Origin of the sequence: Methanoculleus sp. UBA374 (genome assembly GCA_002508705.1) — an archaeon.
In the GTDB taxonomy this organism is placed as follows: Archaea; Halobacteriota; Methanomicrobia; order Methanomicrobiales; family Methanoculleaceae; genus Methanoculleus; species Methanoculleus palmolei.
Genome location: DAYL01000034.1, coordinates 87,761 through 102,202, shown reverse-complemented (window position 1 = coordinate 102,202; position 14,442 = coordinate 87,761). Strand labels below are relative to the sequence as shown.

At 63.2% G+C, this 14,442-nt stretch carries 14 protein-coding genes; 6 read left to right on the top strand and 8 right to left on the bottom strand.

The features are described from left to right. Positions 1–176 precede the first annotated feature (176 nt). Together BRA42_RS13805 and BRA42_RS13800 are read left to right on the top strand one after the other, a co-directional pair. On the top strand, positions 177–4,025 hold the full coding sequence (locus tag BRA42_RS13805) for a bifunctional RecB family nuclease/DEAD/DEAH box helicase (RefSeq protein ID WP_292410118.1): 3,849 nt from the start codon (positions 177–179) through the stop codon (positions 4,023–4,025). Between the two features lie 184 nt (positions 4,026–4,209). Further along, positions 4,210–5,094, top strand: coding sequence for an A/G-specific adenine glycosylase (locus BRA42_RS13800; RefSeq protein ID WP_342685974.1), 885 nt, complete (start codon positions 4,210–4,212; stop codon positions 5,092–5,094). Between the two features lie 15 nt (positions 5,095–5,109). On the opposite strand, the gene BRA42_RS13795 is transcribed toward BRA42_RS13800, so the two are convergent. From BRA42_RS13795 to BRA42_RS13760, 8 genes are all read right to left on the bottom strand, one after another. After that, the gene (locus BRA42_RS13795) at positions 5,110–5,550 is read right to left on the bottom strand and encodes a fasciclin domain-containing protein (RefSeq protein ID WP_342770874.1); all 441 of its coding nucleotides are present in this window, start codon (positions 5,548–5,550) and stop codon (positions 5,110–5,112) included. A gap of 22 nt (positions 5,551–5,572) precedes the next feature. Beyond that, a complete protein-coding gene (locus tag BRA42_RS13790; RefSeq protein ID WP_292410124.1) occupies positions 5,573–6,019 on the bottom strand; it encodes a fasciclin domain-containing protein in 447 nt (148 codons plus the stop codon). A 143-nt stretch (positions 6,020–6,162) separates the two neighbouring features. Continuing rightward, positions 6,163–6,597, bottom strand: coding sequence for a fasciclin domain-containing protein (locus tag BRA42_RS13785; protein WP_292410125.1), 435 nt, complete (start codon positions 6,595–6,597; stop codon positions 6,163–6,165). Between the two features lie 138 nt (positions 6,598–6,735). Next, entirely contained in the window at positions 6,736–7,176 is a 441-nt protein-coding gene (locus BRA42_RS13780; RefSeq protein ID WP_292410126.1) for a fasciclin domain-containing protein, read from the bottom strand. Positions 7,177–7,329: 153 nt separating this feature from the next. Beyond that, a complete protein-coding gene (locus BRA42_RS13775) occupies positions 7,330–7,905 on the bottom strand; it encodes a DUF447 domain-containing protein (RefSeq protein ID WP_342685986.1) in 576 nt (191 codons plus the stop codon). Further along, complete coding sequence (locus BRA42_RS13770; protein ID WP_342685975.1) at positions 7,893–8,699, bottom strand: triphosphoribosyl-dephospho-CoA synthase; 807 nt, start codon at positions 8,697–8,699, stop codon at positions 7,893–7,895. The genes BRA42_RS13775 and BRA42_RS13770 overlap by 13 nt, the downstream gene beginning before the upstream one ends. Continuing rightward, entirely contained in the window at positions 8,686–9,825 is a 1,140-nt protein-coding gene (locus BRA42_RS13765) for a methanogenesis marker 9 domain-containing protein (RefSeq protein WP_342685976.1), read from the bottom strand. The genes BRA42_RS13770 and BRA42_RS13765 overlap by 14 nt, the downstream gene beginning before the upstream one ends. Further along, positions 9,809–10,318, bottom strand: coding sequence for a Holliday junction resolvase (locus BRA42_RS13760; RefSeq protein ID WP_292410131.1), 510 nt, complete (start codon positions 10,316–10,318; stop codon positions 9,809–9,811). The genes BRA42_RS13765 and BRA42_RS13760 overlap by 17 nt, the downstream gene beginning before the upstream one ends. 77 nt (positions 10,319–10,395) lie before the next feature. Here BRA42_RS13760 and cfbA point away from each other — a divergent pair, with 77 nt between their 5' ends. Genes cfbA through cfbB form a run of 4 tightly spaced genes read left to right on the top strand, consistent with a single transcriptional unit; the run spans position 10,396 to position 14,416 of the window. After that, positions 10,396–10,803: a sirohydrochlorin nickelochelatase gene (gene cfbA / locus BRA42_RS13755; RefSeq protein WP_292410133.1), complete on the top strand. Its 408-nt coding sequence runs from the start codon at positions 10,396–10,398 to the stop codon at positions 10,801–10,803. Between the two features lie 4 nt (positions 10,804–10,807). After that, positions 10,808–11,983, top strand: a complete 1,176-nt coding sequence (cfbE, locus tag BRA42_RS13750) for a coenzyme F430 synthase (RefSeq protein ID WP_292410135.1) — start codon at positions 10,808–10,810, stop codon at positions 11,981–11,983. Between the two features lies 1 nt (position 11,984). Continuing rightward, positions 11,985–13,049 (top strand): Ni-sirohydrochlorin a,c-diamide reductive cyclase catalytic subunit, encoded by a 1,065-nt coding sequence (gene cfbD, locus BRA42_RS13745; protein ID WP_292410137.1) that lies wholly within the window; start codon positions 11,985–11,987, stop codon positions 13,047–13,049. Then, complete coding sequence (gene cfbB / locus BRA42_RS13740) at positions 13,046–14,416, top strand: Ni-sirohydrochlorin a,c-diamide synthase (protein ID WP_292410139.1); 1,371 nt, start codon at positions 13,046–13,048, stop codon at positions 14,414–14,416. The genes cfbD and cfbB overlap by 4 nt, the downstream gene beginning before the upstream one ends. Positions 14,417–14,442: the final 26 nt, after the last annotated feature.

The window sequence follows — 14,442 nt, the reverse complement described above, 5'->3', positions numbered from 1 at the left end:
CCCTCTCCCCTCACAGGGTCCCCATCCGAAATCCGTGTCAGGGCCGCAATCGACTCTCCAGAGAGGGTTTCAACAGGGGTCCATAACAACAGTTTTCCCGCGACCGCACAAACAGATGAGTCACCGTCGCCATCAGGGAGAACTCCCGACCCTCCCGGCATCGATCGTGAACGCTTATGCCTCGTTTTAACCTCAGTCCGTCGCTCATCGGCTGGTTCTTCTACCACGACTGCGAGCGCCACCTCCGCTACCACGCAACCCCGAGAGAGGAACGGGAGGCCGCCGGTATCCCGGCAGGCGCGATGGACCATAGCCCGGTGACGCAGGCCCTCCTGGATGCAGGAATCCGGTGGGAGGAAGAGGTCGTCCGTATGAAACTCGCAGGACATGTGCAGCTCCCGGCCGGGACCGGCCCCCTCTCCGGACGGTCGTTCTCTATCGAGGAGAGTTTCAACCTCCTCCCCCGGTTATCCCCGGGAGAGGCAATCTACCAGTCAACCATCCCGGTCTCGGTCCACTTCCTGCGCAACTACGGCATCAACCCGGAGGTGTACCGGTTCTCCCCCTGCCGCCCCGACCTCATCCGGCTGGATGGCAGGGGCGACGGGGGGCCGCATCTCTCGGTCATCGATATCAAGGCAAGCGAGGACCTCAGCGTCAGCCACCGGGTCCAGGCGACGCTGTATGCCCTGATCCTCGATCACGCCCTCCGCCTGCTCGGGATCGACCTCCCGGTCAACCTCGCCCGGGCAGGGATCTGGCTGTACGGGGACGACGAACCCAGACCGTTTGACCTGCACCTCAACATCCGGGTGATCGAGGACTTCTTCCGCCATCGCCTTCCGGTTATCTTTGCCGGCCCGCCGGGGGACGTGCCCTGGCACCTCACGGCACGATGCGAGTCCTGCGAATACTACGCGTGCTGCCGCAAGGAAGCGGAAGTTTCCGCCTCTGTCTCGCAGATTCCGGGCCTTTCATCCGTCGGGCGACGCTACCTCCGGGAAGCCCCGTGGGACCCCGGTCTCTCCATCAACACGCTTCCCGACCTCGAAGAGTTTCTCCGGGACCCCGAGAACGACCGGCACCTGGACAACTGCGGGTCGCTTGCAGATCAGGGCGACCGCCTGCGGGCGACCGTCCGGGCGCTCCGGACGGGAGAGGTCATCGCGCTCGCCGCAAGATCGCCGGCCCTCCCTGTCTACGAAGATATCGGTATCGTTCTCACGCTCCAGAAAGACCCCGTCTCCGGCCGGATATACGCTCTCGGGTTCCGGCGCTTCAAGGGCGAGGCGGTCTACGGAACGCCCTCAAACGAAGTTATCTCCGTCGCCCGGAACCCCGACGACTGCAACCGGGTGAGGCGGGAGTTTGTCCGGGCGCTCGCCGGAGAACTTGCAGCCGTCCACGAGTATAACCAGGGCCGGGAATGGACAGGGCAGAAGTCGGTGCAGACCTACGTCTACGACACTTACGAAGAGGAACTCTTCACCAGACTGCTCGACGACGCAATCAGGGACCCCGAAACGGCGGAAGATGCCCTGCGGCTGCGGTTTTACTACCAGGACCCCGGCATTGCTATCGGGTCCAGCCACCCGTCAACATCGATCCCGTTCCCTCTCGTCGTCCTGACGCGCGAGATCCGGCGACTGCTTGCGCTCCCCGTCCCGTTCACCCTCCGTCTGCCGGAGGTCCTTGCGGCAATCCCCTCTTCCCGTTTCGCATACCGGCTCGATCCGGGCACTCTCTTCTGGAACGAGCACAGCAACGCGCTCAAGAGCGACGCCATCATCATGGCGTGGCAGGGAACAAAGCCGGAAGCCGCAGACTGGGTCCGGCAGGAGATGTCGCGGCGTCTGCTTTCAGCGGGGAGCGTCCTCGACGGACTCCGTGAACGGGTTAAACCCGGCCTCGTGCGCTGGGCGGAGAATTTCCGGTTTCCGCGCCCGTGGGATGCCGCGGCACCTGAGATATCGCGCCTCCTCTTCATCGTAGAGTACGAATCGACCCTGGGTGCCCGGAAGGTGCAGGAACTGCGCAGCAAGCCGTGGCCGGTTCGGGTCCGGGACGGGATCAGCATCCCCGTCCGGAAGAGCGAAGGGAACTTCTGGAAGGTGCTCGGTCCCCTGGACCTTGCGCTCTTCGAGCAATCGCAGGCGTTCAGCTACCTCCTCATCCCTCGCGGCGAAGCAGGCGAAGAGGCCATGATCGCGTTCGACGACCTCCGCTACCGGAGCAGTCCGAACCCCGGGACGAGCGGAGTCTGCTTCGCCAGGGTCCGGGACACCATCGTCGACCGGAAGGCGGGTCAGGTCCGGGGACTTGTCCTGGAGGTGACGTACGGCCGGGAGATCGCACCTTTCGCGGAGGGCGACCTCGCGGTGCTGCACCCCCGTTTCACCGACTTTATCGTGGCGCACTACGTCGACCGCCTCCTCACCCTGGACGGACAGCCGGATAACACGTTCATCCGCCTCCTCCGCGACCCGCAGGGGTTCGCCGCCCCGGTCGTTGAACCCGAGGGACTCGTCGCCGATGCAGAACGGCTCGCCGCCGGCGCCGGGTTCACGCAGAGCCAGGCCGGGGCGTTCCGCCACCTGATGAGAGACCGGCTGACACTGGTCTGGGGGCCGCCCGGAACCGGGAAGACGCATTTTCTCGCGACGGCCATCCTCCTGCTCGTCAAAGCACGGAGGCTGCATGGAAAACGGGTCCGGGTCGGTGTCGCAGCGTGCACCCACGCTGCGATCGAGAACCTGCTCGTCAAGGTGCAGGAGTCCGTCGATGAGTTCGATCTCGCCGCCGACTTCCCCATCTACAAGTTAAAGGGCGCCAGAACAGCCGGAGGGGAGCGGAGCCTTGCGGTGCTGCCCCATGATCGGGCCGATACCGTCGTCGGCTACCCGTCCCTCCTCCTCGGCGGGACGGTGCACAGTTTCGGCAAACTCGAGAAGTCCCTCCCGTCTCTCGACCTCCTGATCGTCGACGAAGCGTCGCAGATGAGACCAACCGACCTTGCAATGGTGCTCCCGATGCTTGCCGAGGGGGGCCGTCTCATTCTCGCGGGCGACGACCTGCAGCTTCCCCCGGTCGTCCAGGGGGAGTACCCGCTACCGGAGGACGGCCTCCCCGGGCTTGAAGACTCCGTCTTTGCCTACCTCCGGCACCGCGACGACCCCGCGCGCCCTGCCTACACCTGCCAGCTCCAGGAGAACTGGAGGATGAACCGCACCCTCTCCTGCTTCCCGGCGGAGACGCTCTACGGCGCCGATTACGCCCCGGCGAACGATACGATCGGGCGGCAGCAAATCGCCCTCGTCCCGGGTCCTCCGGGAGAGGAATGGGTCGAGCAGGTCCTCGATCCGGCATACCCGCTCGTGCTCTGTGTGCTTGAGGGTGTCCGGACGACGGTGGAGAACCAGATCGAGGCAGCGCTGGTTACCAGCCTTGTCGGAGCGCTCCGGGAGAAGCTCATCGACCCTCAGTCGGGTAAGCCGTATCCGGCAACGGGGGAAGGAGACTTCCTCTTCTGGCGGCGCGGGCTCTTCATCGTCAGCCCGCACCATGCCCAGATCGGCGCAATTCGGAGTCGCCTTGACAGGATGCGGGCATGGGAGTATCCGCCGTTCGTGGACACCGTCGACAGTATGCAGGGACAGGAAGCAGAGGCGGTTATCGTCAGTTACGGCGTAAGCGACGTCGAGACCGCTCTTGCAGAGGCCGAGTTCATCTACAGCAGAAACCGCCTGAACGTTTCGCTGACCCGGGGACGGTCGAAATGCATCGTTTTTCTGCCCCGGCCGCTGCTGGAGCCGCCGCTCGACCTCGTACAGAACGAGAAGGCGGCAACCGGCCTTCGGCACATGCTCGACCTCCAGGAGTTCTGCCGGGACCACGGAAAGGAACGGACGTTCGACCTGGATGGGGCGGCAGGCGCCCGGCTCACCGTGATGCGGGCGCGGGTGGAGGGAGGTTCCCACCTCGTGCACGGATCTCCATCGGATATTGCAACCGGAGAAAGGGCCTGACGCAATCCGGTTTACCGGGACGGTCGGGAAAATTCCAGTTTCCGCCATCATCCCGGGGCTTTGATCTCCGGCAAGCGCGAAGGGGACGCTTTGGGCAGGAAAGTGTCGGACCTGCCATTCTCAGCGCTATTAACGTCCCATCCCCGACCCAACCTATTTCCCCGGGTCGGACCAAACAGATGGTGTGATCGGCAGTCTCGACCCCGACCAGAACGCACGCGAACGCGACATCCTTGCCGCCATCCGGGAGCAGGGAGCCACCCTGGAGACCATGGGCCTCTTTCAGGACCTTATTCTCTCCCATTACCGGGCTCACGGCCGCGACCTTCCCTGGAGGCAGACCACCGACCCTTACCGTATCCTCGTCTCCGAGATCATGCTCCAGCAGACGCAGGTCGAGCGGGTCGCCGTAAAATACCCGGAGTTTATCGAGCAGTTCCCGAATTTTGAGAGTCTTGCCCGCGCACCGAAGAGCGAGGTGCTGCGTGTCTGGCAGGGCATGGGTTACAACCGCCGGGCAATCGCGCTCCAGAAAGCCGCCGAGCGCGTGGTGGAGGAGAACGGCGGCCGGCTCCCGGCGGATGTCGAGGCGCTTGCAGCCCTCCCCGGCATCGGGAAGGCGACCGCGTCGGCAATTGTCGCGTACGCGTTCAACATGCCTGTCGTCTATATCGAGACGAACATCCGGCGAATCTTCATCCACTTCTTCTTCCAGGGCCGGGAGGGCGTGCGGGACGACGCTATCCTCCCGCTCGTCGAGCAGGCGCTCTACCGGGAGAACCCCGGGGAGTGGTATAGCGCATTAATGGACTACGGCACGATCCTGAAGAAGCGGACGGCAAACCCGAACCGGCGGAGCGCGTCCTACACCCGGCAGAGCCGATTCGAGGGGTCCGACCGGCAGGTCAGGGGCCGGATACTCGCGCTCGTTCTTGATGAGGGGGCGGTCACCGAGGAGCAGGTGATACTCCGGGTCTGCGAGAATCCCGGACGGGTAAGAAAGATCCTTGGTGACCTCGCGCGGGAAGGGTTCGTCGCCGAGAGCGAAGGGACCTATACCTGCAGGTAATGGGGGAAGAACGCTTCAGGGCGCAGCGATATCGATTGTCGGAGGGACAAGCGCCGCGCGGATGGCATGACAGATGCCGTTCGTGCAGAACGCGTCGGCCTCGACGATGGGGACGCTGTTGACGGTGATGCCCCGGTCGGACGACCGTATGACCAGGTCGGTCCCGAGGCTCGACCTGACGGCAGTGACGCTCCGGAGGTCCTCGGAAGTGAACTGCCCCGGCACCACGTGGTAACTCACGATCAGGAGAAGTTTATCCGGGTCCTGCCGGAGTTCGTCCATCCGGTCCTTCCGGACCCGCATAAACGCCTCGTCCGTAGGGACGAAGACGGTAAACGGTCCTCTTTCGCGGAGCATCGGCTCCATGCCAGCAATTCGGACCAGTTCGAGAAACGTCGTGAGACTCCCGGAGTCTTCCAGGGTAGTAATGATGTTCTTCATACTGCTCTTCTCCACGCACACCACTACCCCTGCAGGATTATTTATACGTTCTCCCGGAGCCGGCCCTGCCGGCAACCGTATCGGCAACAGGAGGCCGGAGCAGAGCGTGGACCGCGTGGCAGATCCCGTTTGTGCACCACGCATCGGACTCCACGACCGGCACGTTGTTGACCAGCACCCCCTCCGGGGCGATGTCCACGGTCAGGTCTTCCCCCTGGAGCGAACGCAGGGCCCGTATGCCGAGCAGGTCGATCATAGAATGCACCCCCGGGACGATATGGTAATTCAGCAGATCGGCGAGCCGGTCGGCATTCTCCCGGATTGTGGCGAGGTCCGATACTGCCCGCAATGCATCGTCGTCAGGAACAAAGAGCGTATAGGGCCCTTCGGCGCTCAACCGCCCTTCCATGCCGGCGGCCCGTACCAGGTCGAGGAACGTGGTAAATGAATCCGATTCACGCAGGGTCGCAAGGATGTTCTTCATGAAGGCCAACTCCCGCCGGGAGTATATAAAAATACGGGCGGTTCCTCACGGCCCCGTGGGTCTATCGCATGGAAGAAAGACACCCCGTAGGGTCCCTGTATCCGAAACGGCGTTTTACCATTCCAAGATCGGAAGTCCCCGAGTCAGGCCGGTCTCTTCACCCGCGCCGCAACGGCGCGCGGCAGGAGCACCCGGTCGATGATGTGGTAGATGCCGTTCGTGCACTCAATATCTGGCTCGACAACGGTGGCGTCGTTCAGCCGAATCGCTGCCGGAGGCCCCGTGATATCCAGGTGTTCCCCCTGCAGGGTGGCAATCGCCTCCAGCTGTCCGAGTTCACGCACAGTGAGTTTGCCCCTGACGATGTGATACGCGATCATATCCGCGAGTCTCTCCCGGTCCTTCAGGACAGCGTCCAGCACCTCTGCGGAAAACGCGGAATACGCCTCATTCGTCGGGAAAAACGCCGTATACTCGCCCTCCCCCCGGAGGATCTCCTCCATCCCTCCAGCCTGTATCATCCTCGTGGAGATGCTCAGCCGGCTGTCTTCCCGGTTTGTCTCAAAGATACTCTTCATCGATGATCCACCTACGGACACCGGGGGTACTTTGATGGATATATAAAATTGCATTCATAATAACGACAGGTCCCGGGGGCGGACTGCCAGCCCCCGGAAGGACGGCGACAGAAAGAAAAAGGGTATTCTGGTCCGGGTTTAGTCCGCTGCGTATGCTTCGTAAGCCTGGGCGAGCGTCGCAAAGGGGACGCCGTCAAGGACGTGGAGGACGCCGTTATCGGCCTGCACGTCTCCCTCAAGCACGAGGGCCTCATCCACCTGGGTGCCCTTCCCGGTCTTCCGGACCATGATGGAGTTTCCTTCGGCGGTCTTCACGACATTCTTTGCCAGCAGCGTATCGAGCTTGCACGCATGGTTGCGGATGGTGAAGAAGTCGATGAGATGCGAGAGCATCTGCTTATCGTTTAAGATCATTGCCCGGTTTGGTTCGGGGATCGCATCCCACGCCGAGTCGACCGGAGCAAAGAACGTCATCGGCCCCTCCCCCTGCAGCACCGCATCTTCGCCGAGCGTCTGAATGATCGTGACAAGCCGGCTGAACCTTCCATCGCTCTTTAACGTATCAAAGATCTTCGCCATATCAGGCACCTTCCTGTAAGGGCCCTTCGTAGGTTATTGTATATATTGATTATTATACAAATGTTAAGATACAAATGAGGGAGAGAATAACGACCCGGGTAAAATGCCGGCCCGATTGACCGAAGACGCCGGAGCACCGCCTGGCTGTGCTCCTCAGGGGGTCCCGCCGGTCAGGTCACGGATATACCGGTTAAGGAGTTCGAGCGCCTCCCACTCCCGGGGGCCGCCGCACTTCCGGGCAAGGCCGGTATGGTGTTTGACCAGTTGTCCGAGCCACGGATCGCGGTTCCTGATATAGCGGGTGGCATGGACCGTCGCTTCAACGATGCTCGAAAACCCCCGGTTCACCGGGTGCAACCGCAGGTCAAGCACCTCCTCGCGGAAGGGGACGAGCCGAACGGTGATCGCCTCGTCGCTCGACCGTTCCACATCGGCGACGAACGCGGCCCAGGCCTCCACGTCGCGAAGACGAGAGACGACCCGCCCATCGATCTTCTCCATAACGAAGGCCTCCGGAGGCAGGTCATCAAAAGTGGTCCGGACGTAGAGCACCGGGTCAAAGATGAAGTTCGCCACCACCCAGCGGTCCCGGGCGATATTCCTCGCCGTATGACTCCCCCGGAAGAGAACCATGTGCAGGGAGCCGCTCCGGTTGATGATCCCCATAGGTGCGGCGTTGCAGTCGGTGGTCGCAATCACTTCGTTGATCCCCTCGCTCAACAGTCCCACTGCCATCCCTCCCCGAGCGCCACGTAAATTCCGGCGATGGTGATATCGGCAAGCGAACCCGGGTTGATACCCTCCCGGATGCATTCGGCGTCGAAGGCAGCGAGATCGCGCCCTCCGTCAAGTACTTCGGCCGCACACCGCATCGTCTTCTCAGCCGTCTCCATCCCGTGCTTCTTTGCAATGAAGGTGTCGGGCTCCGAAGCAAGGAGGTCGAGGAACGCCTTGACGATTGCCTCCCGTCCGTGCCCGTGCGCATGGAGCAGGTCGGCGCTTCGGCGTGTCAGGCGGAATCCGTTCGTCCACTCCCGGGCAACCATATCCCGGGGCGCCGAGTAAGCCATGATGTCGGCAAGCGTCATGCCCCGTTCCCGGATCGCAGCAACCGAAGCCGGGTCGTTCACGTCCAGATCGTCGCGCTCCGCCATCCGGACATTGGTGAGGCCGAACGCCGCGTAGAAATCGACCGCATCTTCGACGTCGGTCCCGGCGACAACCCGCAACGCCCCGTCGATATCCTCCCCGAGGACGAGCGGGATGAGAAGAATGAACGCTCCGAAGTGGGTGTTTCCCCCGGCGTAACCGCTGGTGAGCCGGACCGCCTCCCGGATCAGTCGCCCGACCCGGCCGCCGGTCTTCTCGGCCGCATCAAAAGCAGGTCTCGCGAGGATCGTTGAAGCGAGGAAGTGCTCGAGACGGGTGCCGGAATAGTCGTGGCACCGGTCAACGTTCCCTGGTTTCGGGTAGGCGCAGACCTCGAGCATCATCGCCATCTGGGCCTGTTCAGCTCGATTCATCGGCGGTCTCTTTTTCATCGAATATCCTGTGCATAATCTTCTCGGAGAGACGGTGCTTGCAGCGCATGTACTCCCGCGCAGAGAGGCCCACATTCTCAAGCGTCATGTTCCGGAACATGCAGGGCGAACTGATCTTGCAGCACCAGGCGAGGCTCCCGAAACAGGTGGTCTTCCCGTTTTCGAGTGCCGTTCCCTTCACCGCCTCCTGCTTGAGTTTCAGGTACTCTTTCCGGGAGAGCCCGATCCTCTCGAGGGTCGGGATGAGCGGGCAGGCCTTCACCGGCATACAGCAGAAAGCGAGCGCCCGGATGTCGCCGCCGCGGCAGAGTTGCTTCGGAGCGTTGTACCAGCCGCCTTCATCGGCGGCCCGGGTTATGGCGGCATCAAGACCCGCAAGCGTCCAGGGGTCGGATTTTCGAGCGAGCGAGACGAGGTCCGCCCCGTGAGAGAAGGCGTCCATCGCCCGGTCGAACGTGTTGATGGAGTTGTTTGCGATGAGCGTCAGGGGCGAAGCGTTGCGGATCTGGCGGAGTTTGTTGTGCCCATAGTCCATCAGGTCCACGTGGAGGATATCCGCTCCCGCCTTCCAGACGGTGCGGGCGAGGTCGGCGTCATTGGCCGCAACACCGGCACGGACCTTCACTGAGACGGTCACATCTTCCGCTTTTAAGGCCCGGATGATCTCGACGAGGGCGTCCGGGTGATGGAGGAGATACTCGCCGCATCCGGCGTTAAGCATCGGCGACTGCCGGCAGTGGGCGTCAATCTCGTAAACCACGCGGTCTTCAAACGCGCTCGCGACCCCGGCGTAGGCAGCGGGGGTGCTGCCGCGAAGGTTGATGCCAGCGACGACGCTGCTCTCTTTCAGGGCGTCGATCTCATGCCCCAGCGCTTCGATGGGATCGGCATACAGGAATTCTTTGCGGCCATCCTCCGCCATCCGCCGGCTCACTTCAAGGGTAGGGCCGTCAATGGAGTAGCCGCCGATAAAGGCGACCCCGACGTGAGCCGCGCGCTCAAGAACGTAGGCCGCATCCACGATCCCGGCCATGGACGCGATAGCCACCGGTGTTTTCACGACCTGATCGTTTATGAGAAGTTCAAAACGATCATATGCTTCCATCATCTTCCCGATCCGTTGGTGGTGAGAGCGGATATTGATTTGTATCGAGCCCCGGGAGGTCATACTCCTCATCGGAACGGGTAAGCGCACAACAGAGCCGAAAATCGTCGATCGAGATACCGGGCGCGCTGCCGTAGTATCCGAGCACCGTGCTCCAGGGCATGAGATACGCCTCTTTTGCCCTCCCCGCACCGAACCGGAACTCGACGGCAAGGAATCCGCGGCGTCCGGTCTTCCGGATGAAGTCCGTGATCGCATCGACCTGGTGAACATTGTTTCTGTCGGAGTGGAAGTGCTGGGTGAAGTAAAGTTTCTTTCCCGATATCGACTTGCACTCGATGGCAAGGTAGTAGCGGGGGTCGAGAGAATCGACAAGTACATCGACGTACTGGGTATTGAACTTGCTCTGTTTGAGCCGGTAGGCAAATCCCTGCATCTTTCGGTGGGCGAAAAACCGGTTGACGCAGGAAGTGATCGCCCGTTCGAAATTATCCATCCATTAGAGGTTTAGGAACGGTCCCATAAAAACAATCGGTAATTATTTTAAGGTCCTCTCGTAGTACCTTGTAACATATGAGTAAAAAAGGGATGTTACTGATCGGTCACGGGAGCAAACTCCCCTACAATAAGGAACTCATCGAGACCACCGCAAACCTCATCGCCAAAAAAGCCGATGAATATATCGTCAAACCCGGCTTCATGAGCCTCAACACCCCGACGGTGGAGGAGCAACTGGAGGCGTTCCGGGGCGAGGATATCGACATGCTGGTCGTCGTCCCGCTCTTCCTCGCACGGGGCATTCACATCAACCGGGATATTCCCGAACTTCTCGGCCTTCCCGAAGACTCCAGGAGAGGTGAGTTTCGGCTGAACGGCAGGACCGTGCCGCTTGTCTACGCAAACCCTATCGGCAGCGACCCGCTCCTCGCCGAACTGATGCTGAAGAACGCATCCGACGCGATCACCGAACTGAAGGCCTAGGAGCATGCGAATCCTGGTGCTGGACACCATCCACGGCGGGGCGGAACTCGCCGGGGCGCTCCGTGGTGCCGGCCACCAGGTGGACGAGGTGGACGTCTACCGCGGAAAGACCGGCATCCCCGTAGAGGAGGCGCTCGCCCGCACTTACGACCTCGTCACCGCGCCGGTGCACCTCGACCCGGATCACCCCCTCCTCCGGCAGCATGGCCCTGTGGTCTCGCACCACGAGATGGTGAGGCGGGTCCTCGGCGACCGGCTCCTCCCGCACCCCTTCATTGAGATCACCGGGGCGCGGGGGAAGACCACCACCGCCCATGCCCTCGCCTCGCTGCTGCCGGGCCCGGGCATCCTGCACACATCGACCGGGACCTACCGCTACCCGGAGCGGGAACGCCTCTGGAAGAAGAGCATCACGCCCGCTTCATTGATCGCGGCGGCGCGCGAAGCGGAGCGGATAGGGGGCTGGTTGATTGCCGAAGAGTCGCTCGGGGTTACGGCCGCCGGAGACGTGGCGGTGCTGACCTCGACGGAAGACTACCCGATCGCGGCAGGGAAGAAACACGCGATAACGGAGAAATGCCGGCTGCTCTCCCGGGCGAGGACGGTCGTGCTTCCGCCGGGGATCGACCTTCCGGGGCGGACGGTCGTCGCCGACGAGGTCGTGTCCTTCGACGGCGAGACCTGTCGATACGCCGGAAACGGGGTCGCCGGTACCTTCGAAAATCCGCTCTGCACCCTCGTCGGCTACCGTCCGGCGCTCTCGTTCGCGGCCGCGACCGCCTGTGTGCTCGGGATCGATCCTGCGCCGCTTGCGGGGTTCACGGCTCTCTCCGGCAGAATGGCGACCAGATGGGAGGGAAAACGTCTGATCCTCGACAACGCAAACAGCGGGACGAACATGGCCACCACCGTTGAAGCCGCCCGCTATGCGAGGACCCTTGCCGGCGACGGCGCCCTGACGCTCGTCATCGGCGAAGAGGCGCGGGCGATCTGCGAAGGGTTCCCGACGGAGGAGGTCCGGCGGACGGTATCTGCCGTCGACCCGGCGGCGACCGTCTACGTCGGGGAGGCGTGGCCTGGAGAGGAGCATACCGCCGCGACGCTCGAGATGGGGCTGGACCTTGCCCGGGAGATAACCCCGGCGGGAGCAATCGTCCTTGCAGTAAAGACATGGCGATAATATGCATTACATTCAACCGAGACCAAGTTCCATCGTCGCGGCGCTCTACACCGCCCGCGACCTGGGGGTGGACGTGGCGATCCTTCACGGTCCGTCGGGCTGTTCGTTCAAGCACGCCCGGCTCCTTGAGGAGGACGGCATGCGGGTGCTGACGACCTCGCTCGCCGACAACGAGTTCATCTTCGGCGGGCACGATCCGCTCGTGCAGGTGCTCCGCTATGCGGAGGAGACATTTCGCCCCCGGCGGATAGCGGTCGTCGGGACGTGTGTTGCGATGATCATCGGAGAGGACCTCCAGTCCGCAATCGAGGATTCCGGGATCGAGACCCCGGCGATTGCCGTGGATATTCATGCCGGGTTCCGGGAGAACATCGACGGCGTGCTCGCAGCGCTCGAACCGGCGGCGACCGCCGGATGGATCAGCGGCGACGAACTGGAACGGCAGCGCTACCTTCTCGCGAAAGCAAACGAGGTCGAACGGCTGCGGGGAGCGGCCTCCCGGACCTACATCGAGCCCTCGCGCGGCGACCTCAAGCATGTTGCAGCCGGTCGCCTCGTGGAACTCGCCGCCGCCGGTGCAAGAGGGGTTGCGGTCATGAACGCGAAGAAAGAGACCGCCTATATGTTTGCCGACGAGCTCCTCGCCCTCCACGATGCCTGCCCGGATGCCGCGGTCACGTATATCGCAAACCTCGAAGACCGGGGCCTCCCGAAGGTGCGGGAGGATGCCGCCCGGATCGTTGCCGGGATGCGGGGGCGGGGGGTCGACCCGGAACTTCTCGGGGCTCTGGACGAGTACGGGGCGAACGGCCCCGCGATCGGGGAGCGAATCAGGGAACTCAAACCCGACTTCGCCCTCCTCGTCGGGGTGCCGCACGCCGTCCCGTCGGAGTACACGGAAGGTATCGAGGTCTTCTCGGTCACGAACGGCCCCCGGCAGGTTGAGCCGCTCCGGGAGATGGGCCACCGGCACGTCATGGTCGAGATCGACCTGCACCCGAAGACCCTTGGTGTCCGGGAGATCGTCGAGAGCGAGTTCGGGGCGATCCTGCGGAGCATGCGATGAAGTCCTTCCTCGTGGCCGGTGACCGTTCCGGAAGCGGAAAGACGAGCATCACCCTTGCGCTTTCGGCCCTCCTTTCAGCCACCCGGTCCGTCCAGACCTTCAAGGTGGGGATGGACTACATCGACCCATCGTACCTTGCCGGGGTGACGGGACGGCCCTGCCGGAACCTGGATGGCTACGTGATGAACCCCGACGAGGTCCGGGCGGTCTTTGCGCACGGGTGCCGGGGAGCGGATATCGCCGTGGTCGAGGGGGTGCGGGGGCTCTTTGAAGGTGCGGAGGCCCTCACCGACCTCGGGAGCACGGCCGCGATTGCAAAGCAACTCAACCTGCCGGTTGTTCTGGTCGTCAACGCCCGGAGCATCACCCGGAGCGCGGCGGCGATCGTGAGGGGATTCCAGGTCTTCGACCCGGACGTCACGATCAGGGGGGTCATCTTAAACAACATCACCGGCGCCCGCCACCAGGAAAAGGCTATCCGGGCGATCGAGCACTACTGCGGCATCCCGGTCGTCGGCGCCGTCCCCCGGACGGCGGAGATGGAACTTGCGATGCGCCACCTCGGCCTTGTGCCCTATCGGGAAGGGCAGGGGCACGGGGAGTTTCAGAGGCGTATCGAGGCGGTGAAGCGGATGATCGCCGATCACGTCGATCTCGACGCCCTGCTCGCGCTCGCCCGCGAGACTGAACTGCCGGCGGAAGAGAGCCCCCTTTACGCGGCGACCGGCGAGACGGACGTTCGGGTCGGCGTCGCCCTGGACGAGGCCTTCAACTTCTACTACGCCGATCTCTTCGACGTACTCTCATCGCTCGGGGCGGAAGCGGTCCCGTTCTCCCCGCTTCACGACTCCCTGCCGGAGGCCGACGGCTACATCCTCGGCGGCGGCTACCCGGAGGTCTTCGGCCCCGAACTCGAGGCGAACACCGCGGTGCGGGAGGGGATTCGCGAGGTCTCCCGGAACGGCACTCCAATCTACGCGGAGTGCGGGGGGCTCATCTACCTCACCGACCGGATGGTGCTCGCCCCGGGCTTTATGGACGCAAAGACGGAGAGGGCCTACGACCTCGCCGGTGTCTTTCCCGGCACAACGAGGATGCCGGCCCGGCGGATGCTTGGTTACGTGGTGGGGACGAGCGCGGCCGGGAGCCCCATGGGCGAGGCGACGTTCCGGGGCCATGAGTTTCACTACAGCAGTGTCGATCTCTCTTTGGAGACCCGCTACGCCTACCGGCTGAGCCGCGGGAGCGGGATCCGGGACGGGCTCGACGGTGCGGTGCGGGACCGGACGATCGGGAGTTACACTCACCTCCACCCGGTGACGAGCCGGGGGATGCTCGCGCATTTTGTGGACTGCTGCCGAACCTAAGACGGGCGCGAACGGTATAAAACGCA

Coding starts and splice junctions, on each gene's coding strand:
- cfbD (WP_292410137.1), top strand. CDS start 11,985: ATGCATTACATTCAACCGAGACCAAGTTCCATCGTCGCGGCGCTCTAC.
- BRA42_RS13780 (WP_292410126.1), bottom strand. CDS start 7,176: ATGGCGAAGATCTTTGATACGTTAAAGAGCGATGGAAGGTTCAGCCGG.
- cfbA (WP_292410133.1), top strand. CDS start 10,396: ATGAGTAAAAAAGGGATGTTACTGATCGGTCACGGGAGCAAACTCCCC.
- BRA42_RS13785 (WP_292410125.1), bottom strand. CDS start 6,597: ATGAAGAGTATCTTTGAGACAAACCGGGAAGACAGCCGGCTGAGCATC.
- BRA42_RS13765 (WP_342685976.1), bottom strand. CDS start 9,825: ATGATGGAAGCATATGATCGTTTTGAACTTCTCATAAACGATCAGGTC.
- BRA42_RS13770 (WP_342685975.1), bottom strand. CDS start 8,699: ATGAATCGAGCTGAACAGGCCCAGATGGCGATGATGCTCGAGGTCTGC.
- cfbB (WP_292410139.1), top strand. CDS start 13,046: ATGAAGTCCTTCCTCGTGGCCGGTGACCGTTCCGGAAGCGGAAAGACG.
- BRA42_RS13760 (WP_292410131.1), bottom strand. CDS start 10,318: ATGGATAATTTCGAACGGGCGATCACTTCCTGCGTCAACCGGTTTTTC.
- BRA42_RS13805 (WP_292410118.1), top strand. CDS start 177: ATGCCTCGTTTTAACCTCAGTCCGTCGCTCATCGGCTGGTTCTTCTAC.
- BRA42_RS13790 (WP_292410124.1), bottom strand. CDS start 6,019: ATGAAGAACATCCTTGCGACCCTGCGTGAATCGGATTCATTTACCACG.
- cfbE (WP_292410135.1), top strand. CDS start 10,808: ATGCGAATCCTGGTGCTGGACACCATCCACGGCGGGGCGGAACTCGCC.